Source organism: Flavivirga abyssicola (genome assembly GCF_030540775.2).
GTDB lineage: Bacteria > Bacteroidota > Bacteroidia > Flavobacteriales > Flavobacteriaceae > Flavivirga > Flavivirga abyssicola.
In genome coordinates, this window is record NZ_CP141266.1 from 1,656,162 (window position 1) to 1,682,723 (window position 26,562).

Annotated in this window: 20 protein-coding genes; 6 read left to right on the forward strand and 14 right to left on the reverse strand. The window is 32.6% G+C overall.

What is annotated here, in order from left to right; translation table 11 throughout:
- Positions 1-52: 52 nt before the first annotated feature.
- The 11 genes from atpH to Q4Q34_RS06970 all read right to left on the reverse strand — a co-directional run bounded on the left by atpH (position 53) and on the right by Q4Q34_RS06970 (position 9,241).
- Positions 53-589 (reverse strand): ATP synthase F1 subunit delta, encoded by a 537-nt coding sequence (atpH, locus tag Q4Q34_RS06920; RefSeq protein WP_303316533.1) that lies wholly within the window; start codon positions 587-589, stop codon positions 53-55.
- Complete coding sequence (locus Q4Q34_RS06925; RefSeq protein ID WP_303316534.1) at positions 589-1,095, reverse strand: F0F1 ATP synthase subunit B; 507 nt, start codon at positions 1,093-1,095, stop codon at positions 589-591. The genes atpH and Q4Q34_RS06925 overlap by 1 nt, the downstream gene beginning before the upstream one ends.
- Positions 1,096-1,186: 91 nt before the next feature.
- On the reverse strand, positions 1,187-1,378 hold the full coding sequence (gene atpE, locus Q4Q34_RS06930) for an ATP synthase F0 subunit C (RefSeq protein WP_076698954.1): 192 nt from the start codon (positions 1,376-1,378) through the stop codon (positions 1,187-1,189).
- A 70-nt stretch (positions 1,379-1,448) separates the two neighbouring features.
- Entirely contained in the window at positions 1,449-2,543 is a 1,095-nt protein-coding gene (gene atpB / locus Q4Q34_RS06935; protein WP_303316535.1) for a F0F1 ATP synthase subunit A, read from the reverse strand.
- Between the two features lie 116 nt (positions 2,544-2,659).
- Entirely contained in the window at positions 2,660-3,046 is a 387-nt protein-coding gene (locus tag Q4Q34_RS06940; protein WP_303316536.1) for a hypothetical protein, read from the reverse strand.
- The gene (locus Q4Q34_RS06945; RefSeq protein ID WP_303316537.1) at positions 3,046-3,282 is read right to left on the reverse strand and encodes an AtpZ/AtpI family protein; all 237 of its coding nucleotides are present in this window, start codon (positions 3,280-3,282) and stop codon (positions 3,046-3,048) included. Before Q4Q34_RS06945 ends, Q4Q34_RS06940 begins: the two co-directional genes overlap by 1 nt.
- Positions 3,236-3,661: a bactofilin family protein gene (locus Q4Q34_RS06950; RefSeq protein WP_303316538.1), complete on the reverse strand. Its 426-nt coding sequence runs from the start codon at positions 3,659-3,661 to the stop codon at positions 3,236-3,238. Before Q4Q34_RS06950 ends, Q4Q34_RS06945 begins: the two co-directional genes overlap by 47 nt.
- Before the next feature lie 16 nt (positions 3,662-3,677).
- Positions 3,678-6,245 carry a type IX secretion system periplasmic lipoprotein PorW/SprE gene (gene porW / locus Q4Q34_RS06955; protein WP_303316539.1) on the reverse strand — a complete coding sequence of 856 codons (2,568 nt, stop codon included), beginning with the start codon at positions 6,243-6,245 and terminating at the stop codon, positions 3,678-3,680.
- 389 nt (positions 6,246-6,634) lie between these two features.
- Positions 6,635-7,342 (reverse strand): ABC transporter ATP-binding protein, encoded by a 708-nt coding sequence (locus Q4Q34_RS06960; protein WP_303316540.1) that lies wholly within the window; start codon positions 7,340-7,342, stop codon positions 6,635-6,637.
- A gap of 12 nt (positions 7,343-7,354) precedes the next feature.
- A complete protein-coding gene (locus tag Q4Q34_RS06965) occupies positions 7,355-8,833 on the reverse strand; it encodes a DUF5687 family protein (protein WP_303316541.1) in 1,479 nt (492 codons plus the stop codon).
- A gap of 6 nt (positions 8,834-8,839) precedes the next feature.
- Positions 8,840-9,241, reverse strand: a complete 402-nt coding sequence (locus tag Q4Q34_RS06970; RefSeq protein ID WP_303316542.1) for a DUF2059 domain-containing protein — start codon at positions 9,239-9,241, stop codon at positions 8,840-8,842.
- A 136-nt stretch (positions 9,242-9,377) separates the two neighbouring features.
- Here Q4Q34_RS06970 and Q4Q34_RS06975 point away from each other — a divergent pair, with 136 nt between their 5' ends.
- The 5 genes from Q4Q34_RS06975 to Q4Q34_RS06995 all read left to right on the forward strand — a co-directional run bounded on the left by Q4Q34_RS06975 (position 9,378) and on the right by Q4Q34_RS06995 (position 23,106).
- The gene (locus Q4Q34_RS06975; protein WP_303316543.1) at positions 9,378-10,433 is read left to right on the forward strand and encodes a ferredoxin--NADP reductase; all 1,056 of its coding nucleotides are present in this window, start codon (positions 9,378-9,380) and stop codon (positions 10,431-10,433) included.
- Positions 10,434-10,749: 316 nt separating this feature from the next.
- Positions 10,750-13,863 carry a SusC/RagA family TonB-linked outer membrane protein gene (locus Q4Q34_RS06980; RefSeq protein ID WP_303316544.1) on the forward strand — a complete coding sequence of 1,038 codons (3,114 nt, stop codon included), beginning with the start codon at positions 10,750-10,752 and terminating at the stop codon, positions 13,861-13,863.
- A 19-nt stretch (positions 13,864-13,882) separates the two neighbouring features.
- Positions 13,883-15,442 (forward strand): RagB/SusD family nutrient uptake outer membrane protein, encoded by a 1,560-nt coding sequence (locus tag Q4Q34_RS06985; protein WP_303316545.1) that lies wholly within the window; start codon positions 13,883-13,885, stop codon positions 15,440-15,442.
- 74 nt (positions 15,443-15,516) lie between these two features.
- Positions 15,517-18,816: a VCBS repeat-containing protein gene (locus Q4Q34_RS06990; protein ID WP_303316546.1), complete on the forward strand. Its 3,300-nt coding sequence runs from the start codon at positions 15,517-15,519 to the stop codon at positions 18,814-18,816.
- Positions 18,817-18,867: 51 nt separating this feature from the next.
- A complete protein-coding gene (locus tag Q4Q34_RS06995) occupies positions 18,868-23,106 on the forward strand; it encodes a two-component regulator propeller domain-containing protein (RefSeq protein ID WP_303316547.1) in 4,239 nt (1,412 codons plus the stop codon).
- Between the two features lie 43 nt (positions 23,107-23,149).
- Here Q4Q34_RS06995 and Q4Q34_RS07000 read toward each other — a convergent pair whose 3' ends face one another.
- The gene (locus Q4Q34_RS07000; RefSeq protein ID WP_303316548.1) at positions 23,150-24,166 is read right to left on the reverse strand and encodes a glycosyltransferase family 9 protein; all 1,017 of its coding nucleotides are present in this window, start codon (positions 24,164-24,166) and stop codon (positions 23,150-23,152) included.
- An 82-nt stretch (positions 24,167-24,248) separates the two neighbouring features.
- Positions 24,249-24,854, reverse strand: coding sequence for a DUF4254 domain-containing protein (locus Q4Q34_RS07005; RefSeq protein ID WP_303316549.1), 606 nt, complete (start codon positions 24,852-24,854; stop codon positions 24,249-24,251).
- A 74-nt stretch (positions 24,855-24,928) separates the two neighbouring features.
- Between Q4Q34_RS07005 and upp the strand changes: the two genes are divergently transcribed.
- Positions 24,929-25,588 carry a uracil phosphoribosyltransferase gene (gene upp, locus Q4Q34_RS07010; RefSeq protein ID WP_303316550.1) on the forward strand — a complete coding sequence of 220 codons (660 nt, stop codon included), beginning with the start codon at positions 24,929-24,931 and terminating at the stop codon, positions 25,586-25,588.
- Here the strand turns inward: upp and Q4Q34_RS07015 are convergent.
- Positions 25,577-26,500 carry a DUF6427 family protein gene (locus tag Q4Q34_RS07015; RefSeq protein ID WP_303316551.1) on the reverse strand — a complete coding sequence of 308 codons (924 nt, stop codon included), beginning with the start codon at positions 26,498-26,500 and terminating at the stop codon, positions 25,577-25,579. The two genes, upp and Q4Q34_RS07015, sit on opposite strands and share 12 nt — an antisense overlap.
- Between the last annotated feature and the right edge of the window lie 62 nt (positions 26,501-26,562).

Sequence of the window (26,562 nt, forward strand, 5' to 3'; positions counted from 1 at the left end):
TAAATTTCGTTTTTAAACGCATTTCGACTGCGCTCAATGTGACAAAACGTTTTTAATTTAATGTAAATTCTCTTTTTAATTTGTTTAGTTGATTTGCAATACTCGCATTGTATTGTATATCTCCTATTCGTAAAATGAAACCACCTAAAATGCTTTCATCTATAATGTTTTCTACTTCAACATTTTTACCAGTAAGTTCTTTCGCTTTTGCTAGAACTTTCTTTTCTAAATCTGCTGTTAAAGCAACTGCTGTTGTAACTGTTGCAAGTTCAATGCCTTTTGACTGATCAAATAATTGATTGTACTTTAAAGCAACATGCCCTAAAATATCTATTCTGTTATTATTAACCAGAGTATCTATTAAACTTAAAGTTGTTTTATCAGATTTTTTAAATACCTCTAATAAAACAGCTTTTTTTACTGAAGAACTAATTACAGGACTTTGAAGTGTTTCACTTAAGTCTTTACTTTCTGCAATAGTATCAGCAATTAACTTCATATCGTTATTTACAGCTTCGGCTGCTTTTTGATCTGATGCTAAACTTAGTACCGCTTTTGCGTAACGTATTGCTGCTCTTGCTCCTGCCATTATGCTTCTGTTAATGATTTTTCACCTAGCATAGTTTCAACCAATTGTAGTTGTTTGTCTTTGTTAGATAATTCATTACGCACTACTTTCTCAGCGATATCTAAAGATAAACCTGCTACGTGATTTTTAAGTTCAGCCATAGCTGCTTTCTTTTCACTTTCTATAGCAGCTTGCGCTTGCTGAATCAATTTATTAGCTTGCTCCTGAGCTTCTCCTTTAGCGTCTTCAATCATTTTATTTTTGATATCGCGCGCTTCTTTCAACATGGTTTCACGTTCTGCTCTAGCTTCTTTTAATAATTTTTGATTATCCGCCTGAAGGTTTTCCATTTCTAATTTTGCTTTCTCAGCAGAATCTAATGCATTTTTAATACCTTCTTCTCTATCGTTTACTGAATCTAAAATTGGTTTCCAAGCAAATTTCTTTAATAGTAAAACAAGCAACACGAATAAAAGTGCTTGCCAAAAAAACAGTCCTAATGAAAACTCTTCAAGTAATTTTTCCATAATTAATTTATATATCTAAATAACTTTTGTTTAATTTTAAAAGAACAGCTATAACCAACCGTTATAGCTGTTTCTCTTTTTTGTTTGGTAATTATACTGCAAATAAAGCAGCAAATCCAATACCTTCAATTAAGGCTGCTGCAATAAGCATAGCCGTTTGAATTTTTCCTGTAGCTTCTGGTTGACGTGCAATTGCTTCCATAGCTGAACCACCGATCTTTCCGATCCCGATTCCTGCTCCAATTACTACTAAACCTGCTCCTACGATAGCTGGAATTTCCATAATATATATAATTAAAAATTAAACATTCAATTTAGATTCCCATTCACATGAGAATAACACTCTTTATAATTTAATGTGCTTCATGATGATCGTGCTCTTCAACTGCTGCACCAAAATACAATGCAGATAACATAGTGAAGATATAGGCTTGTAGTGCTGCCACTAACAACTCTAAAATTCCTAACACGAATGCTAACAAAAATGATAACGGGCTACCTATCCAGTTTTGGAAGGTAAACATCATGGCAATTAAACTCATTAATACAATATGTCCTGCTGTAATGTTTGCATACAGACGAATCATTAATGAGAATGGCTTTATAATCGTTCCTAGCAACTCAATTGGTGCTAATATTATTTTCATTGGAACTGGTACTCCTGGCATCCAGAAAATATGCTTCCAGTAGTCTTTCTTTCCTGAAAATGTCGTAATCAAATAAGTAATGATTGCTAAACAGAATGTTACAGCAATATTATTTGTTACATTAACACCAAGCGGTGTTAATCCGAATAAGTTTATTATCCACACAAAGAAAAACACAGTCAATAAATAGCTCATGTATTTTTTATAATGCTTTTCTCCAATGTTAGGACGTGCTATATCATCACGAATATAAAGTACGATTGGTTCTAATAAACGCCCCATTCCTTTTGGCATACCATTATTCTTTTTATACGCTTTAGCCATTCTACTAAACATAAAGAACATGATTAAAAACACTACAATAATCATTGTGACATTTTTAGTAATAGAAAAGTCTAAAGGTTTTTCGTTAGTAGCATGGTGATGATCGTCTAAAACAATCTCACCGTTTAAGCCATCAACTTTATATATTTTACCGTGGTATTGCTTGTAAAAATTACCATCAACTTCAGCAACGGTTTCACCATGGTGAAATTTAGAAGAAGAAAACACTTTTAAGCCATCATCCCAAAGAATCACTGGCAATGGAAAACCCACATGCTTATGCTCGCCTTCGTCTGTAGTATAAGAAAACAAACCAAAATCGTAGGTGTCTTTTAAGTGGTGTTGAATATATGCTTTTCTTTCTGCTTCCTTGTCAACTTTTTGTTCACCGTGACCTTCCTGTTCTTTCCCGAAAGAAACAAAGGTTACTAAAAGCAGTAATAATGTAATTGGTTTTAAAGATATTTTTCTACGCATATCACTCTAAATAATAGTGGCTTAAAAATCGCTGCAAAGGTATGTTTTTATATCAAAAACAAAAACAATTTTCTTTTTTATTTTAAAGGATTGCTTTTAAGTAAAAATTATAATGACTATTCCATTTTGTTTAGCCATTTACTTAAACTCACCGATTCTAAAACCAAACCAAAAACATAGGGCACAAAAAAGGCTGCAAACTCTAGTTTAGTAATCATATTATCTAGTTTATAAAAAGGATAGAACACTATAAAAAAGACAGCAAATTTTAAAAAACTACCTGCTAAAAATAAAAAACCTAATTGACTTTTATATTTTCTTTTGAGTAGATAGAGTACTCCAAAAATAACAATGATTAAAGCGAGGTTTATCACATATGATAATATGATTCTATTTTCAAAAAGCGGAAGATCAACAATATCCAATATACTTATATGGAAAAAAAAGACTATAATTAAAACAATAATAGCCTTTACTGTAAAATTTACAAAAGGATTATTCATCAATATTTAATTCGATTGACTTGTTTAAGAACCGCATATAACGAAATAGCAACTCCTAAAAGGGTCATAATTATAATATATAGTTTTTCACCATCATTATAATTAGTATCCAACCATTTGCCTAGGAGTACAAATAGGTAAATAGTAATTCCCATTTGCAGACCTATACCTGTAAGAATAGCAGCGTTTTTAAGCTGTTTTTTCGGTTTCTGGTCTTTTTTGCTGTTGTTGTCCACCTTTATTCATTTCTTTTACGGTGCCTTTCATGATACAGGTTACGTTAAATGTAGCTCCGGGCTCAACAGCTAATTTCCCAACAACAACCTCCCCTTCAATATGAGCAGATGCTTTTAGTGTTAATGTACCTGACAGGGCTAATTTTCCAGAAAATTTACCTTCAAAATAGGCATCTGTGCCTTGTAACGTTCCTTTAATCAAACCTGTTTTACCAACAACTACTTTTCCTGAAGTTTTAATATTTCCTTCTATAGTGCCATCAATTCTAAAATCACCTTCGCTATTAAAATCACCAACCATTTTGGTGCCTTGTGATATGATGTTTTGACTTGGTTTTGCCTCTACCATTTGTTTTTCTTTTTTATTATCGGAGAACATAATGAATGCTATTAATTTAATTGTTATTTATATTCAAATAGGCATCTAAATTTTTATGTATTTGAACAATTTGATAATTTTCAGATGCTATTGCAAAATAGGGTTCTTTTATTTTATTTTTATCTTCTTCAATTATTAATTGACGAAATGCTTTTGCTACTTCTGCATTTTTCAGCCCATGAACAACAATAAAGACCGTACTCGAATTATAAACATCTACAGAAGATTTTAAATCATAATATCTTATGTTTTTTAAAACTTCATCTAAGGTTTTTTGAAAGTCATAAACGTTCTCCATGTCTGGGTTTTCAAACTTAAAAATAATTTTATAATTAGTGGTTACATTATCGTCAGAAATAAAATCTTTATTTATAAGTTTAGGCAAAATACTGCCTTCAATATTTTGAGCCTGTATACCTTCTTGCGTATTTGCATAAGTAAGAGCAACATAATTGACTGCTTCTTTGTAAGCTTCATAGCCGTGCAACCTTCCTATGGCTGTAGCCTTTAATAATTCTAATTTCGGCACGATGGCATTTCCATCAAACATGCTTATATATTTTTCACTTTTAGAAATCACCTCGGCATATTCCTGATTTCCATGTTGTTTATAAAGTGCTTCATACAAACTTTCAGGGCTGTTTTCGTCTCGACCAGATGCCAATTCCGGATGACTTAAAATAGTAGCATATCTAGAATCTGGATATTTTGAAATAATCTCATTCTTAGCAATTTCTGCCTCACCATTTTCGCCTAAAATCTCATAAATCTTATAGAGGTTATATTTAGATGGCAATATTAATCGCTCTTCTGGATTACTTTCAAGTAAATTTTGAAATTTACTCTTTGCCAATTCATATTCCTTAAACTTCTCTTTATAAATTAACCCCAATTGATAATAAGCATAGTTACGGTCTTTAGAGATGCTATCAATTTCTTTTTCATCAGAAGGAATTTTAGAAATATAAAATTGAGGGTCAAATAATTCTTCTTCTGTAGCCAAAGCCAAAATGTCAACATTATTTGTATCGTTATACACATCTCCAGAATTTGCTTTACTAGACCATCTCCAATCGTCTTCTAAATTTCTATCGCCCCAAATTTTTATAAATTCATTTTTACCATACGCCACCGTAGTCGGGTTATAAAAATAAAACACAGGTGCTTGATTAGGCGTACCTCTTTGAGGGTTTTGACCTCCAAAGGTGTTATTAACTGTAGCCAGACCCGTATTTCGTTTTGCTGCTTCTTCCCTTTTCTTTTTCTCTTCTTCTTCCTTCGCTTTAACCTTTAGCTTCTCAACTAATGACTCAAAGTAAGTCAACCGCTCTGCTTCAGATAAATTAACAAGCCTTAAAACACTGTCATTGACTTGTGCTTTGGCCTCATAATAAATAACATCTTCCAAATTATCCCGTTTGCGTTTAATAATACGATACGGTTTAGAGTTTAAAACTAAAGTTCCTAGTGTACTATCGTAATATTCTCCAGCGGCTTTATAAATAGACTTGTCAAAATTCATATCACCAAGAATTTCATAATTTCTAGCCTTTAATATTTTATCTCTAGAGTTCGTGCGTAATGATTTATTGTAATAAGCCGTAGCTAAAGAGTCTGATTGATTATTTAAATGATATTCTGCAATTTGATGATAAATTTTATCTAAAAAAGGTCTGTTTTCTCTATTCTCTTGAAGTTCTGTTAGTAATTCTGTTACTTCTAATTTATTACCATTCTCATAATCGAAATTTTTAATTTTTTCAATATGAGCCCCTATCATGTAAATTCTAGGTGTTTTTCGGTTTAGTTCAATGACTTTATCAAATGCTATGTTTGCACTATCCTTCTTACCTAGCTTATTATACAATTGCCCTTGAATAAAACGATAACGCCCGCGCTCATCATTACTCTTTGTAGCATTTGATGCTATTTCTAACTGTGTTATAGCACTATCAATAGATTTTGTATTTAAATAGGCTTGTGCCAACATAGATGTAGCATCTGCCAAATCCTGACCTGTTAATTCTTCTTGATACAAGAGGCGTTTCAGGTTTTCAATGGCTAAATCATCATTATTTAAACGAATATTCGTTTTTTCACGCCAAACTTTTGCCTGGTTTATCTTATCACTTGCTGGATATTTGTAAAGGATGTAATTAAAGGCTTCTAAGGCTGGTATAAAACGTTGGTCAAAATATCTGGATTTTCCTAATAATAAATACGCTTCATCCATTTGTGGGTTTTTTTCTTTCCCATCAATATTCATACTGTGTTTCTGAATAGCTTTGACAGCTTTTTCTTCTGCTCTGGTAAAACTTTCGTTTTTAGATTGCCCTGGAAGCACGACTTCATCAAATATCTGCATCCGTTCAATGGGAAGGATATCCCAATAGTTATCGGTATAATTGTCATTAAGACTCAGCCTTCCTGCTTCTAAAGCATTATAGCCATTATAAAGTGTATTAAACTCTGCTGTAAGAGCATGGAAGTTTCGAGTTATAAATTTGTCCTTTTTTCTGGAGCAACTTACAACCAATAAAGTGGCACATAGAATAATTAATATCGCTTTAGAAGGTCTTTTCAATGCTGGTATTTTTTAGTCTAAATAAATAACTGTAAACTCACACATATATTATGTAAGTAGGTAAAAATAAACATCTTTTTTGATTAACCTATAAAATCAAACGACTTTTGGGTTAAAAGTCTCTCGCTAAGTTTTGGAATTATACGCGACTGTCTGGAATTAATAAGTGTTTTCTTTCAAATTTACAGAGGTACTAAGTTTTTGGTATTAGCAAAAGCTTATATGTGTTCTCTCACTAAGTCGCAAAGACGGTAAACTGAGACTGAATACGGATCACTGCATCCCAAGACTGATAACTGAAATAATATCTTATGGATTGAAATCTCTCGCTAAGGCACGGAGACGCTAAGATGGTAAACTGAGACTGAATACGGATCACTGAATACTCCCTAAAGAACATCCGTTCCAGCAAAATGCACTTCAAGTTCTTTTAATGTGGCCTCACTTGTTTTTAAATCTTTTACAACCTCCCCTTTTTCAAGCACAACAATACGCTCACAAACATCGGTGACATGCATTAAATCGTGACTGGATATCAAAACGGTTGTGCCTTGTTTTTCTGCTAAATCTTTAATAATTCCTTTAAGACGAATTTGGGTGGTTGGGTCTAAGTTTGCAAAAGGTTCATCCAGAATAATAACTTCTGGGGTTCCAATTAAAGCAGCTACAATCCCTGCTTTTTTCTGATTTCCTTTACTTAAATCACGCAAATACTTTTTCTGTCCTAATATTTCTCCATGAAAAAAGTCTTCAAACTGAGCCACTAGCTTATCTACATCAGCTTTATTCTGTCCTCGCAATTCACCAATAAAATAAAAGTACTCTTCGGCAGTTAAGTAGCCTATTAAAAAGCTTTCATCAATAAATGCCGAGGTAAATGGTTTCCAATCTTCACTTTCATTTACTTGAATATCATTACTTTTTATAAATCCTGTTGATGGTTTTATTAAGTCTAGAAGCAAACTAAAATAAGTGGTTTTTCCTGCTCCATTATTTCCTACCAAGCCAAAACTTTGTCCTTTTGGAATGTCTAATGATTCTATATTTAAAACTTCGCTTCCACTGTATGTCTTTGACAAGTTTGAAGTTGTTATCATAATACTGTTTTTTTAGTTATTTTGATCGAAGGCATCAATCATTTTATATTTTGACTCTAAATATTTCTTAGTAATTGTTTTCATTAATCTTTGATGAAAAACAACACCTATTACACCAAATGCCGCTAATATGATACAGGCTATTTCGAAACCTATTAAAAAGTAAAACAATGCAAATATTCCCATAGGTATTAGCAACAATGGAATCCCAATAAGCCATTGTACCGCTCCTGTACCTTGATAATTAAAAGCTGCTTTCTGATTCAAATTAATCTTCTTACGATTAAAAGAACCTCCATATAAAATAACATGTGTATTGACACCAAGGTTATAAATGGCCGCTGCAAAATGAGCCAATAATATTTTCCATCCAAAGTAAACATAAGGAATGCTTAGCACAAATAATATAATAATACTTAAAGCCATTAACGTGAATTTGGATTTTAAATACTGCTCATATTTAATATTCTGGCTCATAAGGAGCTTATAGTAGCTACTATCCCAGGCAGGAATAAACTGCCCAAAATTCATTAAAAAGATACCTGTAACAAAAACACCAATAAAGGCAAAAAACCATGGCATATCTTGATACACAGGCTGTGGATAAAAAAACAGTCCGTAAAACAACCCTAAAACCAACATCCAAACAGAAGATTTGGTACGTTTATTACGCCAAAGCAATTTCAAATCTAATTGCATGAAAGGAGCGATATCTCCAAAGTTTTTAGTCCATTCTAAATTAGACGCATGTACTTCTTTAACTTCTTTTTTTAATCCGCTATCTAAAAATAAATTTTGCTTTAAAATTTTATAGTTAAAAAGATAAAGCCCCACTAAAACAAGTATTGGAACACCTATTAAAACGGGTGTTTCATAAACAGCATTAATTCCATTTGCAACTATTCCTGCAAAAGACACTACATTGAAATGGTTTAACACAAACAATCCACCAGTCAATATAATTATGGGTAAAAAAGACAGTTCTTTTTCTGCCGAAAAACTTTCTATAATAAAATTTAAAAAGTTAATGCAAAGTGTTATTATAATAAGGGTTAACATCCAAGCCAATACAGAATTTACCGGATAATCTTTTACAATTAAAGTGATCCCAAATGGTATGATGGCAAAAAGTGATACGTAATTAAAAAATGATATTGCTGATTTACCTAAAACATAATTAACTATTTTGCTTCTTTTTATAGGAAGCGTTAGCAATGGCTTAACACTCATTACAGGTAATTTCTGAAAGAAAAACCTAAAAATGAGATCGCCCAATATCCAATAAAAAAGATAACTGTTCACTATAACTAATGGGTCTTGATCCGGAAAAGCATCTTTAAGCCCAGGGTACATTACCAGCCCCATTCCTAAAAACATAGCTATAAAATATAGAGCAAAAAAGCCCATTAATATTTTTACAGCAAGTCCTTTACCAAAATTAGCGGATCTTAAAAAAGATTTCCATTCAAAACTTAAAAAGTTTTTAATCATGATTGGCTAGTTATATTTTTGGGCTATTCCTTGTACTTCCATACCCCAAGATTGCCCATAAGTCATTGCTTTCTGGGTTAAATCTAATTGTTTTTCTGATAATTTTTTACCCAGATCTGTTTCATAAAACGCCACTAATGCTTTAATTTCTTCTATAGTAAATTCAGCCATATAAATATCGGCCATTTTAACATATAAAGGCTCTAAAGTCTTATTCGCTTCTTTGGTATAGGCTTCTTTGTTGGCTTCTGAAACTCCAGCCCCAATTTGTCCGATAATATTTTCAAATGCTGCACCCGCACCTGTAAGTTTTATAAATTTTACCGTGACATCTTTAAATTCAGTATTTTCTTGAGCTTTAACAGTTATCGTTAACATAAGCATACATACAAATAGGATTTTTTTCATTTTTAGAAACTTTATTAATTAATCTTTAAATTTATGATTATCAATTTACACCTATTAGTTACTTTTTTAATGGAATTGTTACAGTCAAAGTTAAAATTTGCAAATCAACTTTATTACTTTTGTCAAAAACTTATACATGTCATCATTTCACAAACTTACGGTTGCTACAATAAAAAGGGAAACTAACGACTCTATTAGTATTGCTTTTGATATTCCTGAAAATTTAAAAGACACATTTACTTTTATAGCTGGTCAATATATAACTCTAAAAACTGTAATTAATGGCTATGAAATAAGAAGAGATTATTCACTATGTATATCTCCTAAAAGTGGCGAATTAAAAGTAGCCGTGAAAGCAGTAAAAGATGGTACCTTTTCATCTTATGCCAATAATGAATTGAAGGTTGGAGACACTCTGGAAGTTGCTCCCCCAAAAGGGCGTTTTATTTTTGAACCTAACGATTCTAAAACAAAAAATATTGCTGCGTTTGCTGCAGGTAGTGGTATAACACCCGTTTTAAGTATTATTAAATGTGCTTTAGAAGAAGAAGTTTATAGTAAAGTTATTTTGGTTTATGGTAACAAAACAACCAAAGATACTATGTTTCTTAATGAACTTTTAGAACTGCAGCATACCTATAAAGACCGTTTTTCAATACAGTTTGTATTTAGCCAGCAAGATGAAGATGATTCTATTTTTGGACGTATTGAAAAAAGTACTGTTAATTATGTGATGAAAAATAAGCACAAACATATAGAAGTTGATGCTTTTTATCTTTGTGGACCAGAAGCTATGATTCATACTGTAAAAGACGTTTTAACAGACCATGGTATTGACGAAAACCGCATTCACTTTGAACTTTTTAAAGCAGCGAAGCCTTCAGAAATAAATGAAGAGGTTGTAGCAAATGGTAAAACAAAAACAACAATTATTGTTGATGATGAGGAATTTTCATTTGAAATGCCTCAAAAACAAACTGTTCTTGAAGCTGCTTTAGATGAAGATATTGATGCACCTTATTCTTGTCAAGGTGGGATATGTAGTAGTTGTTTAGCTCGAATAAAAGAGGGGGAAGCAACCATGGCACAAAATAATATCTTAACCGAAAATGAAGTTGCCGAAGGCTTAATTTTAACATGTCAAGCGCATCCTACTACACCAACTCTTGTTGTAGATTATGATGACGTTTAAACTCTCAAAAAAAGGTTTTTTAAAATAATTTTACACGAATTATACCACGTATTTTTATCTTAAATTCCTACACAAATTTACACCTACCTTTCTTTAGTTTTTGCATTAAAATGATCATATAGCACAAATGATCATTCATAAAAAATGTTCAAACACCTAGTATAAAGTCCTTTAAACATAAGGGCTTTACGCTATTGTAATCATTTTACTACATCAGTTTTAACCTCTAGTACTAAGGTTTTGTTCATATGGAACATCGTTCGAATTATTGTTTAGCTAGTTTTCGATTGTATTAAAACTTAAACTTTAAACGCGTATGAAATTACTAAAACTACTCAAGCAAAAATGTCAACATCGCATTTTTATGTTAACAATGGTTTGGTTAACGGGAATTGCAATTGGACATTCCCAAAACTTAACAATTACTGGTTCTATAATAGATGAATCTGGGCAACCTTTAGCAGGTGCCAATATTTTAATTAAAGGAACAAGTAATGGGACACAAAACGATTTTGATGGACTCTATTCTATTTCGGCTGCAAGTGATGCAACACTTGTAGTAAGTTACATCGGATTCATTACTCAAGAAATTGAAGTAAATGGGAGAACAACAATTAATATTACCTTAATTGAGGATTCCAGCCAATTAGATGAGGTGATAATAGTTGGATATGGTGCTCAAAAGAAATCGGATTTAACTGGTGCTATAGCAACAGTAAGTGGTAAAGACATAGACAACTTCACTTTTACAGATGCTTCTCAGGCCTTGCAAGGTAGAATGGCAGGGGTTAGTGTACAATCAAGTGGGGGTGCTCCAGGAGCAGGAGCTAATATTACAATTAGAGGAACATCCACATTTACTGATATTGGACCTTTATTTGTAATTGATGGTATGATAACAAGTAGTATGGCTACTGTTAACCCTTCAGATATAGATACTATTTCTGTTTTAAAAGATGCTTCCGCTTTAGCAATTTATGGATCCAGGGCTGCTAATGGTGTAGTTATTATTACCACTAAAAAAGGAACCAGAGGAAAAGTAAGTATTAATTTAGACACAAATTATGGTGTGCAGAAGGTTATTAATACTTTCGATTGGGCTAATGCAAGACAATATGCCGATATTGTAAACGCAGCCAATGATAACGATGGTACCGCGAGATTCCCTGCTAACGATGGTCAGTTTGATCCAAACTATAGCAGTGACTTATATGGTGAATCTTTACGATCGGCATCTATTCAGAATACAAACCTTAGGATTGCTGGTGGCGGAGAAAACACGCTTTTTAGCTTATCATTTAATGATTATGATCAAGAAGGTATTGTAAAATATTCTGATTTTAAAAGAACAACTGTTAGGGCTAATGGCAGTTTTACCAAAGGACGATTTAAACTTGAAAGTACCATTGGATTAACAAGAACTGTTAATAATCCGAACCCCTTTTTTAATAAAGAAAGAAATCTAATTCCAACCGTAAGATTGCGAAATGATGCAGGAGAATGGAGTGCAAGCGATCTTTCCGATAGAGGGATTACCGGAACACCTGCTGGCTTTTATGGCGCGGGAACCTTAGCTAACGAATTAGCATTAGCCGCCCTGGAAGACAGAACTGTAACAAGAAACACTGTATTAGGAAATGTAGCAGGGTCTTTTGAAATATTTAATGGCTTAACTTATAAGTTAAATGTGGGGTTAGAATCTTACACAGATAATAACTATAGGTTTAGTCCTGATGAGCAGGTAATTTATGATGGTACCACAAGAGCGAACTCTGAATTAACAGAAAGAAATTCGGTTTTCTTATCAACTTTAGTTGAGCACACGTTAAATTACAAAAAGACATTTAACAAGCATACTATTGATATTATAGGAGGAACTACAGAACAAATAAATAAAATAAGAACATTAGGAGCAACCTCTATAAATTTCCCAAACAACGATGTTCGAGTTGTTTCTGCTGGTGAAGTACAAAGCTCCATTTCTCAGGATGCTACTTCTGTTATTCAATCCTATTTTGGTAGACTTAATTATACTTTTGATAATAGATATATAATAACAGCGTCCATACGTAGAGATGGTTCCTCTCTTTTTAAAGACGGATTAAGATGGGGGGATTTTCCTTCTGCCGCAATAGGCTGGAATATTAGTAATGAGAAGTTTATGGAAAACTTTGATGTCTTAACTAATATTAAATTAAGAGCAGGTTATGGTGAAATAGGTTCTAATAATGTAGCCTTTTATCAAACAGATGCGGTACTAAATTTATTTAGTGATTATGTCGTGGGGGGTACTCAAGAAAGAGTTAATGGATATGCTATTACCAATAGTGTAAATCCATTTATAACATGGGAAACCACAAAGACAACTAATATTGGCCTGGAATTTAACGCTTTAAAGAGTAAGTTAAGTGTAACAATGGACTATTTTATTAAAGAATCTGAAGATATTCTTCTTGCAATACCTCTTTCATTCATTACAGGAACAGGGAATGATGTTCCTAGAAATGTAGGAAGTATAGAGAATAAAGGATTTGAATTTTTAGCAACTTATCGTGACCAAATAGGTGATTTATCTTTTAGTGCAACAGGAAATTTCTCTATTTTAAACAATGAAGTGACATCTCTTGGTGGCGGTTCTCCAATAGATCAAGGTTCTTTTACTTCTAATACAATATTTAGTACAAGAACAGATGTAGGACAACCTGTAGGTTCCTTTTATGGCTTTGTCGTTGATGGTATTTATCAAACAGACGCAGAAGCTACTGCTGCCAATGATGGACCAGGAACCCCAAGAGCTGGAGATTTAAGGTTCAAGGATATTGCCGGAGCAGATGGTAGTGGACCGGACGGTGCTATTGATGAGAATGACAGAACTTATTTAGGAAACCCCGCTCCAGATTTTGAATATGGAATTAATCTAACAGCAGAATACAAAAACTTCGATTTAAATTTATTCTTTAATGGTGTTTCAGGTAATACCATTTTAAATGGGACGAAGTATAGAGGATATTTCGATACAGAAGGTAATTATTTAGCAGATGCATTAAATGCCTGGACTCCTACAAATACAAATACTAATATCCCTAGGAATACTCAGTCCGACCCAGGTTTTAACCGTAGAATGTCTACATTTTATTTGGAAAGTGGAGCTTATTTCCGTCTAAGAAATGCACAAGTAGGTTATTCTTTACCAAATACTATTCTGGAAAAAATAAAATTAGAGAAAGTACGATTCTATGTATCTGCAATTAATTTATTTACCATTACGAATTATACAGGTTACTATCCAGAAGTAGGGAGAAATAATAGAGGGTCTGGTCAAGGTCAAAACATTTTAACCAATAGTACTGCTTTATTTAATGCAGGTGTAGATGAAGGATCTTATCCTACCCCAAGAACTTTTCAACTTGGTTTACAAGTTTCTTTTTAAAAAATAAAATATGAAAAATATGAAAAAATTAAAAAATTCAGTTAAAATTGCGTTTGTTATACTCGCTGTTTGTTTAATGAATTTGAACTGTTCAGAAGACAAACTTAATCAGGTAAATCCGAATTCAATAACTCCAGAGTCCTTCTGGAAAAATGAAAGTGATGCTACTAAAGGTGTTTTTGGAGCTTATGCGCCTTTTACAAATATTTGGTATTATACTAGATTTGAAATTTTTACGTCCGATTATAGAGACGATGTTATTAACGGGTTTAATACCTCGGAAAGAACTGCTGTAGGATATTTTAGTGGAACGTCTGAAAGTAATGCTACCTTCTGGGTTTGGCAAGCTATGTTTCAAGGTGTAGCAAGAGCAAATGATGTTATATTTCATGTGCCAAACATAGAAGATATGGATACTACATTAAGAGACAATATTACTGGTGAAGGTTATTTTATTAGAGCATTAAATTACTTTAATCTTTTAAATAGCTGGAGAAACCTTCCGATAATTACATTACCAACATCGGAAGTAGATCTTACAGGGATTCCACAAGCAGACCCTAATGATGTCTGGGCACAAATAGAGTCAGATTTAAAAAATGCTCAAACATTATTACCAGCATCCTGGCCTGCTGAATATAAAGGGCGTGCTACATCTGGTGCTGCCACAGGTTTATTAGGTAAAGCATATTTATACCAACAAAAATACGCCGAAGCTAAAGCCGAATTTACAAAAGTAATGGGAGGCGCTTATACACTCATGGACGATTATGCTGCTAATTTTACCGAAGAATTTGAAAACAATGCAGAATCTCTATTTGAAATTCAATTAGTTGCTGATGGTAATGGTGGCTGGGGAGCTGATAGAAATAATTCAGGGAAAGGTTCAGCTTACCAAGCAGATTTAGCACCAATAGGTTACACCAATCAGAATACGATGCGTGTAAATCAATGGGCTTTAGATTTATTTTTAGATGAGCAAACTGTAAATGGAGAGATAGACCCTAGAGCCTTCACTACTTTTTTCTGGAATACAGAAGAAACCACAGAATATAATGGGAAAACACTTCGTTCAAGAACTTTTGAAAATACTTCTTACGCAGATGCATTCTCACCTACCGGAACAAATATTTATGGAAACAAATGGATGGACTGGGAGTTTACTGGTAGATCTCAATCACGCCAGGGTGGATGGCACGGAGGTGGAAATAATTTGAGGCTTTTAAGATACGCAGATGTGCTTTTAATGTATGCAGAAGCAGAATTTATGCTTAATGGTTCTACTCAAGCCGCGTTAGATGCTATTAATGAAGTACGTGCCAGAGTAGATCTGCCAGCACACACCAGCATTACGATGCAAGATATTGAAGATGAACGCATAAAAGAGTTAACCATGGAGCGTACTAGATATTTTGACTTATTAAGATGGGGGAGAGTTAAATCCAGAATTGTAGATAATCCACAGTTTAAATCGGAAAGCGCCGGGACTGATGCTTACAAGCCTGGTAGAGAATATATTGCAATTCCAGAAAATGATATCGTTAGAAACCCTACTTGGGACCAAAATGATGGCTATTAAGGAGTTAAATTTGAGTTAGTTTTCAATAAAAGGAATCATTTTGTAAGTGATTCCTTTTATATCTATATTTAGTTATGAAAAAAATAATTCTTTTCATAGTAATATCTATCAGTCTTAATTCTTGTAAAAAAGAATCCATAAATTCTGGTACAATACATTTTAAAGATTTATCTCCTAGCTCATCAGGAGTTACGTTTTCCAATACGATTATTGAAAACGATACACTAAACTATTTTAATTACCCCTTTCTTTATTTAGGAAGCGGAGTTTCGTCAGGAGATATCAACAACGATGGACTACCGGATCTTTATTTTACTGGCAACTTAGCCTCTAATAAGCTTTATTTAAACAAAGGAAATCTCAAATTTGAAGACATTACAGAATCCGCTGGTGTAACTGGAGATTCAAGATGGTATTCAGGAACAACCATGGCAGATGTAAACAATGATGGGTTTTTAGACATCTATCTAAGTGTCTCTGGAAAATCTGGAAATAGCGCAAATCAACTATTTATTAATAACGGAAACAATACGTTTTCCGAACAAGCAGAAGCATTTGGTATTGCCGATAAAAGCAAATCAATACAATCAACCTTTTTCGATTATAACAATGATGGTTTTCTAGATCTATTTGTTGCTAATTACCCAACGGTATTGGTTAGCATGGGTAATATGTATTATAAAAGTAAAATGGATAAAAATAAGTTTGAAGATTCTGGTCACTTATATAAAAATAACGGAGACGGTACATTTTCAGACGTAACCACCCAGACAGGTGTACAACGCTTTGGTCTTACTTTAGGTATTGTTGCTTCTGATTTTAACAATGACGGCTATAAGGATCTTTATCTTTCAAACGATTTTAACGTCCCCGATTACCTATACCTTAACAATGGAGACGGTACTTTTAATGAGGTTTCTAATCAGGTTTCCAGACATACATCTATGTTTGGAATGGGTATAGATGCTTCCGATTTTAATAATGATGGCCTAACAGATTTACTCCAAGTCGATATGACCGCCGAAGATTACAACAGATCTAAAACCAATATGGCGAGCATGAGTCCTGAAACATTTTATCAGGCAGTCAATTTAGGTTTTAACCATCAATACATGCAAAACTCATTACAATTAAATAACGGTGTAAATGAAGAAAACCTACCTATACTAAGCGATATTTCAAGATTCGCAGGAATGGCCACTACAGACTGGAGTTGGGGGGCATTATTTTCCGATTTCGATAACGATGGCTGGAAAGATGTATTTATTAGTAATGGCGTAAAACGTGATGTTAATAACAACGATGTTAATGCCGAATATAAAACTGAAAGACTTTTTGGAGAAAAAAAAGAGCCCGACTTTAAACGGTTACCTAGTACGCCAATCTCAAATTATGCCTACAAGAATAATGGCAATTTTAAATTTACTAAAGTTACCAAAGATTGGCAACTTGATAAAAAAGGATTTTCAAATGGGTTTACATCCGTCGATTTAGATAATGATGGTGATCTCGATCTTGTTATAAACAATATGGACGATTATGCATCAATATATATTAATGAAGCTCAAAAAACAAAAAGCAGTTATTTAAAAATTAAACTTGGCGGCCTACCAAACAACCCTTTTGGCATAGGAACAAAAATTATAATAAAAACAAATGGGTTAGAACAAACTCAAGAACTTACCACAACTAGAGGATATCAATCCAGCACTGAACCCATATTTCATTTTGGGGTTGGAAAATATGACATTATTGATGAATTAAAGATTATATGGCCCAATGCAAATGAACAACTTTTAAAAAATATTGATGCAAATCAATTACTGAAAGTTGATTTTAAAAATAGCCATTCGACACAAAAAACGCCCTCAATAAAAAACCGTTTTAAAGATATAACGAATACATCTGGCATTACTTTTTCCCATAATGAAGATTTTTATGATGATTTTGAATTTGAGCCTTTGCTTCCCCATAAATATTCCAACTCTGGTCCAGCACTTACTGTTGGTGATGTAAATGGAGATGGACTAGAGGATTTCTTTATTGGTAATGCAGCAGGAAGTTCTGGAGTGTTATATGTACAAAACGATGATAACACATTCAAAATAATTGAAGGCCCATGGAATGAAGATCTTCAATATGAAGATACTGGCGCTTTGTTATTTGATGCGGACAATGATAACGATCTGGATTTGTATGTTGTAAATGGCGGAAATGATAAAAACAAGCCCCAAACCTACTATCAGGACAGACTATACATAAATACACCTGAAGGCTTTATTAAAACGGAACATACACTACCAGAGATCACAGCAAGTGGTCAAAACATAATATCTGGAGATTACGATAATGATGGTGATTTAGACTTGTTTATAGGGGGCAGAATAACCCCTGGAAAATACCCATATCCTGCTAAAAGTTATATTTTAAGAAATGAAGGGGGTAAAGACACCAATATAAAATATAAAAATGTAACGCCAGAGTTAGCTCCAGATTTAAATAGTGCTGGTTTAGTTACAAGTGCCATTTGGGACGATTATAATGGTGACAACAAATTAGATTTAATCATCACTGGTGAATGGATGCCCGTACGATTCTTTAAAAATACAGGAGCATCTTTTGAAGAAGAAACAAAAAAACTTGGTCTCAGCAATTACACCGGTTGGTGGTATAGCCTTGAAAAACTGGACGTAGATAATGATGGTGATATGGATTATTTAGCTGGTAACTTGGGGTTAAATTATAAGTACAAAGCAAGTCATAAAGAACCTTTTCAAGTTTACGCTAATGATTTTGATGAAAATGGATCGTCAGACATTGTTTTAAGTTATGAAAAGAATGGAATAAAATTACCCTTGAGAGGTAGAGAATGTTCATCACAGCAAGTACCTGTTATTAAAAAGAGGTTTAAAACTTTCGAGTCTTTTGCCAATGCTAACTTAATAGATATTTATGGAGAAGGGATGCTGGAAGGCTCATTAAGTTATACAGCAAATACTTTTGCACATCATTTAATAAAAAATGATGGCAAAGGTTCTTTTAGTTTTCATAAATTACCGAATCGCTCTCAATTTTCATCAATAAATAAGTTTATTAACTTTGATTACAACGGAGATAAATACCCCGACTTACTAATTGGAGGTAATTTATACGGAGCAGAAGTAGAGACGCCACGTAATGATGCTAGCCTAACAGCAGTGCTTGTAGGAAGTCCCGATGGTTTTTCTGTTTTGAGTTCAGAAAAAACAGGTTTATTTATCAGTGGTGAAATCAAAGACATAAAATCAATTCGTTTAGGAAGAAATAAGACTCCTGCATTTCTGATAGCCCCAAATAACAATACCTTAAAATTATTAACTCTCAATAAAAATTAGCTATAAGTAATGATGTCGAGAACCAATAAGTTAACAATTAAAACTCCAAGAATGAGAAAATCATTCGGAATTTTCATTTTTATACTTTGTTGTTTCTTACCCGAAATCTATACATCTCAAAATTTTGAGTATTTTGAACGTATTACTACAGATAATGGTTTGTCTCAAAGTGATATTAACACGATCCATCAGGACAAAGATGGTTTTATGTGGTTTGGAACTCATGATGGTTTAAACAAATATGATGGTTACAGCTTCAAAATATTTAATCCTGACCCAAATATTCCCGAAAGCATAACAAATAATTTAATTTTTGATATAGAAGAAGACCAGAACGGTAACTTTTGGATTGGTACCACCGGAGGAGGTTTAATATTCTTTGATAAATCATCTGAAAAATTTAAAACCTTCACATACGATAAAAACAACTTAAAAAGCATAGATAGCAATTATATAGTTGCCGTTTACAGAGACAGAGAGAATCGCTTATGGATAGGAACCAATAAGGGATTAAATATGCTAAATTTAGAAAATTCTGATGGCAAAATAGAATTTCAACGTTTTAAAGCACACCAAGAGCCTTTTCTTTCCAAGATAAAAATTAGCTATGTAAATACCATTTATCAAGACAGTAAAGGGCGTATTTGGACAGGAGGATTTGCAGGTCTTTATAAACTAGCCAGAGAACGTAATGGCGAGATGTATTTTGAGTTTATTAATGAAAAAGTCGGATTACCAAGTTCAGGTGTAGAATCTATTTCAGAAGACAAGGAGGGTCGCTTAATACTAGCTACCGATAAGGGCTTATTTTGCCAATCCGAAATTGATACATCCCTTAAATTTAAAAAGATTACCGATGGGAATTTTCGCTGTTTATTAATAGACGGTGATAATATCTGGGCTGGGAGTGAAAGCGGATTAGATTATTTTAAAACCTCTTCTGATAAAGAGTGCCCTGAATTAATTCGACATTTTGAATACGACCCCACCAACCCAAACAGTTTAAGTAAAAATATAATCACATCTTTATTTAAAGATAAAACAGGTATCGTCTGGATAGGGACTAATGGCGGTGGGGTAAATAAATTTAATCCCAGAAGGAATCAATTTGATCATGTTAGAAAGACCTTAAACGCAAACAGTCTCAGTTATGACAAGATCAGATCTTTTTTTGAAGACAGCAATGGTAATTTATGGATTGGTACCGAAGGTGGTGGGGTAAACATGAAAGACAAACAAAGTAACGATAATACTTTTTTAAACTTTAATGCAATAACCAATGTATTTGCCATTGAAGAAATTAAATCTGGTAATAAGAAAAAGCTCCTGTTTGGCGGTAGAAATTTAATAAGTCTATACGAATTAGATATAACCGATCCATCTAAAATAAAAACAAGCAAAGTTAAACCCATAAAAGAAATATCTGGTGGTGTTTTCTCTATTCTTTTGGATAGCAATAAAACGCTCTGGATCGGAACTTACGATACTGGAATATATCGTTGGACACCAAGAACAGGAGCAGGAACAGATCAATATATAACAGATATTTTCTCTTCCAATCCGAATGATCCTAGTAGTATTTCAAATAATATTATCAGAAATATTTATGAAGATAGCAAAGGCAATATTTGGTTTGCAACTGGAAATGGGTTAAATAAACTCACAAAAGAAGAGGCTTCAAAAAAACATCCAAAATTTCAGGTTTATAAACATGTTCTTGGAGACGAAACAAGCATTAGTCATAATTATATTTTACCTATATATGAAAGTGCGAAAGGAGAACTTTGGATTGGAACTTTTGGAGGCGGCTTAAATAAATTTATTCCAGAAACCGAAAATAGATCAGCCCGTTTTAAATCTTATTCAGAGAAAGATGGACTTCCCAACAATATTATTAAAGGAATTTTAGAGGATGATAGTGGCAACCTGTGGCTTTCCACCAACAAAGGACTGTCTATGTTTAATCCAGAACAAGAAACCTTTAAAAACTATGATGTGAATGATGGCTTACAAAGTAATGAATTTCAAGAGCTAGCATGTCTTAAAACAAGCAATAATGAAATGTTTTTTGGAGGAATTAATGGGTACAATTCGTTTTTTCCAAAAAACCTGATTGAAAATACATTCGAACCCGAAACTATTATAACCAATTTTTTAATCTCTAATGAGCCTGTATCTGTTCGGGAAAAGATTAATGATCGTGTTATATTGAAAAAAACTATTAGCAAAACTCAAGAAATTGATCTGAAATATTTTGAAAACAATATCTCTTTTGAATTTGCTGCTTTACACTATGCTGCTTCTCAAAAAAATCAATTCGCTTATAAATTAGAAGGCTTTGAAAGAGACTGGGAGCACACAACCTCCAATAAGCGCTTTGCTTCTTACACAAACCTAGAACCTGGAATCTACACATTTTATGTAAAAGCAACAAACAACGATGGCTTGTGGGATAAAACACCAACAAAAATAAAAATAAGCATAAGTCCACCTTACTGGCTTTCCAACATGGCATATTTCATTTATTCGTTAATCCTAGTGGGTCTTTTAATTGCTTTTAGAAAATATACAATAATAAACACCAATAAAAAGCACCAATTAGAATTAGAACATTTAGAAAAAGAAAAAAGTGAAGAATTACAACAGCTTAAAATCGAGTTTTTCACTAACATATCACATGAAATCCGCACACCATTAACATTAATAAAAGGCCCTTTAGAGTATCTACAACAATACTATACGCAATTAGAAAAAAAAGTTGTTTTACAACAATTTAGCTTAATGCAAAAAAACACAGATTCATTATTACGTTTAGTTAACCAATTACTTGGTTTTAGAAAAATGGATAAAGGTAAAATGTCATTAGCACTATACAAGAGCAATATCATTGAGTTTGTAAATGAGCTCATTGAGCCTTTTCAGTTTCTCTGTAAAAAGCGCCATATAAGCATTGAAATATATAATTCTGAGAATAATATTACCACTTGGTTTGATCCAAATGCTGTCGAAAAAATATTAAACAATCTGTTGTCTAACGCAATAAAATTCACACCAGACCATGGCGTTATTATCGTTGAAGTTTTTAATAGTACAAAAGACACAAACGATGAAATAAAAAAAGAGCTGATAATTCAGGTAAAAGACTCGGGGCCTGGCATTAAACCAGAAAAAATTAAATATATCTTTGAGCGTTTTTATGTCGATAAAAAAAGCACCAAGAAGCAACTTCCGGAAGGTGTTGGTATTGGACTCTCCTATTCAAAAAAACTAGCGGAATTACATCAAGGGTCCTTAGATGTTAAAAGCAAACCCAAAAAAGGAAGTACCTTTATATTTAAGATTCCAATGAACAAAGAAGATTATTTAAACATTCCTAATATAAATTTTGAGGCTGAAGACAAAACCCTTGGATTTATGATGCCAAACAATGTTAGTAGCTACCAAAGGGATATAAATGACGAGATTATTGATAAAATATTCTCTAAAAGACGTTCAAAATTACCCATACTTTTAGTTGTTGATGACCATAGCGAAATAAGGGATTTTATTTCCCAAACTCTTAATGAATATTATAATGTATATCATGCTGAAAACGGAAAAGAGGGGCTGGAGGCAGCAAAGCATTTACAGCCAAACATTATCCTAACCGATATTTTTATGCCGGTAATGGATGGATTCGAGTTTTGCAAACAGCTTAAAACAAAACAGGAAACCAGCCATATCCCAGTTATAATGATTACAGCAAAAGCATCGGAAGAAAGTGAATTGCTTGGTTTTACAAATGGAGCAGATGATTATATTAGAAAGCCTTTTAATGTTAATTTATTAAAACTTAAGCTTTCTAATATTTTAGAACATCGCGAACAATTAAGAAAGCGTTTTAATAGAAAGATAGTCTCTCAACCCAAAGATGTAACAGTAACATCCGCAGATGAAAAGTTTCTGCAACAAGCTATTGAAATCATAGAAAAACATATGATGAATACCGAATTCAATGTTAAGTTCTTGGTTAAAGAAATGAATTTCAGTCGCTCAAATATTTTTATGAAATTCAAAGAATTAACAGGGCTATCTTCGGGTGAATTTATTAGAAACATTCGTTTAAAACGCGCTTTACAGCTTTTAGAAACAAGTGATTTATCTGTAAAAGAGATTATGTATATGACGGGGTTTAATACGGCTTCCTATTTCTCAAAATGCTTTAAAAAACAATTTGGTGTTTTACCGAGTGAGTATATTAAAAAAATGAAAACTAATGAAAAAGTAAACGAAGACCAATTTGATAAATAGAGATTATTAAAACAGGAACTTACAACACTATTCTTTTTAATCTTTATACAATTTCGTGAATTTTTTCAGTAATCTTTTTCGGAGAGATGCTTCTAGAAGCCTCTTTATAGTTTTCCGGATACTTGTTACCATAAATAGATGTAGGGATTTCTGGAAATCTATTTCTATCGGATAATATAGTATAGTCTTTTGGTTGATTAAATGGTGAAAAACCAGCAAATGGATGAGTAACTCCCCAAATAGTTACAACTTTTACCCCTAACATGGCAGCGATATGTGCATTACCAGAATCCATTGAAAGCATCACTTCCAGATTTGAAATGACATCTAATTCTTCATGAAGAGATAATTTACCAGCAACACTTACAACATGATCTAAACTTTCTTCAAAATCATTTAAAACAGCTATCTCTTTTTCACCGCCTCCAAATAAAATGACTTTATAATCCCTTGAAAACTCAATAATAACTTCCCTCATCAAATCTAAAGGATACATTTTACCTTCATGAGCAGCAAAAGGGGCAACGCCTATCATTTTTTTTGAATCTGGCCCTAAAAATGCTTGAATGCTCTTATTTAAAGTGGCTTTATCTGAAAATTTTGGATTTGATAAATCTAACTTAAAACCTAAACCTCCTAATACCTCAGCATACCTTTGATGCGTAGTCTTTAATTGCTGAAATATTTTACCAGAAACCAAAGCTTTCTTTTCCGTTCTGCCTTTATCTATCTGAACGAATTGTGTTCCAAAGAAAAAAAACTTTAAAATTTTGCTTCGCAGAACATTATGCAAATCTGCTACCACATCAATCTCTAGCTTTTTTAATGCTTTAGAAAGTTTAAAAAGTCCCCAAATACCTTTATGTTTTCCTTTGACATCAGCAGGAAAAACAGTAACATTTTTTAAGTCTCGGAAAAAGGGAGAGAAAAAGGCGCGTGTAAGTACCGTAATTTTTACTTCCGGATACTGATAACTTAATGCTTGCAATACAGGAACAGTCATTGCAACATCTCCCATCGCTGAAAGCCGAATTACTAAAATATGTTTTGGTTGTGACATAAATTTAGGTTTTATGTCATATTGAGCGCAGTCGAAACATCTTATAGTTCAGATTCTTCACTTTGTTCAGAATGACACTAAATTATTTCTGACCACGCAATACTGGGTTTAACTCATCGTCATTGTACATTTTCATTTGTTTGTAAACTTTCATGTACTTATCTCCTTTTTCAATATCATTAAGTAAAGTATCAATAGCTGTCGATAAATCTACACGTTGCTCCAATAAAACATTTAATTTTTTCTGACAGGCATCTCTATGCGCATCAGAAGCATCTGTTCTTGTAGCCTCTTCGTTCATATGATAAACTTTTAATGCCAAAATAGATAATCTATCGACCCCCCAAGCAGGGCTTTCAGTATTAATAGTCGCATCTGCTTTTACTGAAACATCTTTATATTTTTCAAGAAAATAACTATCAATATATTCAACCATATCTGTTCTATCCTGGTTTGAAGCATCAATTTGTCTCTTCAATGTTAAAGCAGCAACAGGATCTATTTGAGGATCTCTAATAATATCTTCGTAATGCCATTGTACAGTGTCAATCCAACATTTTCTATATAATAAATGCTCTAATAAATCACTTTTATCGTATGCATTTTCAAAAGGCTGGTCTACGGTATTTATTATATGATACTTTTCAATAACATCTTGAAATATTTTGTTAGCTTTTTCTGTAAACATGTTGTCTTAATTTTAAAGTGTAAATATACTTCATATTTAATTAACTTTACTACTCAAAAAATGATATAAACACTATGAATATTCACAATATATCTAAAGAAAATTCCATATTAAATACTTTCATTTCTGAAATTAGAAATACTCATATTCAAAAAGATAGTATGCGCTTTCGAAGAAATATTGAACGCATAGGTGAAATTTTAGGCTATGAAATGAGTAAGTCTTTAATTTATAAAGCTTCAACTGTTGAAACGCCTTTAGGGAATTGCAATATTGATTTACTAAATAATGATATTGTCTTATGCTCTATCTTAAGAGCTGGGGTTCCTCTACATAATGGGCTACTTAATTATTTCGATACTGCCGAGAATGCTTTTATATCTGCTTACAGGCACCATAAACACAATCCCGAAAGTTTTGAAATTATTGTAGAGTATTTAGCTTGCCCTAATTTAGAAGGCAAAACACTTATTCTTGCTGATCCCATGCTTGCGACAGGACAATCCATGGCAGCTACTTTTGAGGCTTTAAAACCATTTGGAACACCCAAAGAAGTTCACTTAATTAGTGTTATAGGAGCTCAAGAAGGTGTTAACTTTGTTGAAAACAATTTTGATAATAAAACACATTTATGGATTGCGGCTATTGATGATAAACTAAATGATAAGGGTTATATTATTCCAGGGCTTGGAGATGCGGGCGACTTAGCTTTTGGAGAAAAACTACAACAATAGTGTTATAAACGGAACGATAATAAGTAGGGATAGAAATACTTCTTTGAACCATTTTTCTTGAATAATCTCAATATAATTTGTAATAATTATGGCTAGTGGTGCAAACATAAATAAAAACTCGCTTCCGTTTTTTTCGGGGGCCTGAATCACTATTAGAAATGTAATTACAACCGCAATCATAATAATTTTAAAAGAGGCTCTAAAGGCTTTTTTCTGCTTTTTAATATTCTGTAAATAAAATATGGATGACCAAATTCCGAAAGACAATAACAAAGTAATAGCAACTAAAAACCTTATTGAATTATAGTTACTAAAATCATAACTGATTTTTGGCGAAATATTAAATATTTCGAAAAAACTATCATACACAATTATTGAGGTACTAATAGAAATTACAAAAACAGTAACGACTCCTATAAAGGGCATAATCCAATGTCTCAATGTATTATCTGTATATAAAATCAGAGTGACGAGTATTAAAGCAAAAAATAAAATAGTCCAAAAATAAAATAGCGATGCAATAGCTATCCAAAAAGCAGCATCAAACAGTTTCTTTTTTACATTTTTTGGGGATCGCAAACTCATTGTACGTCTTAAACCCAGTAAAACAAAAAAGTTAGAAAGAATTATTTCTGTACTGATGGTTGTTTGGACAATTAACAACAAAAACAAACTAAATAGTAAAATTTCATAGTTGTTCTTTTTTGTTAAATTATTTTTACTAACTATAAAATCTAAAAGCAAAACAGAGATATAACAAACTAAAAGTAAAATAATTTGCTTCAATATAAACACTAACGTTATTGGTTCGTTTATTAATTTTACTCTAGCTATTATAAAAGCTAAAAGCATAATAAAAAAAACAATGATGAAATTTATTGATTTAGATTTACTAAAAATGCTTGTTATCATTAACTCTTTTTGTATTTTTGCTACGTAAATATACTAACTAAAATTAGTTAAAAACAATAAAT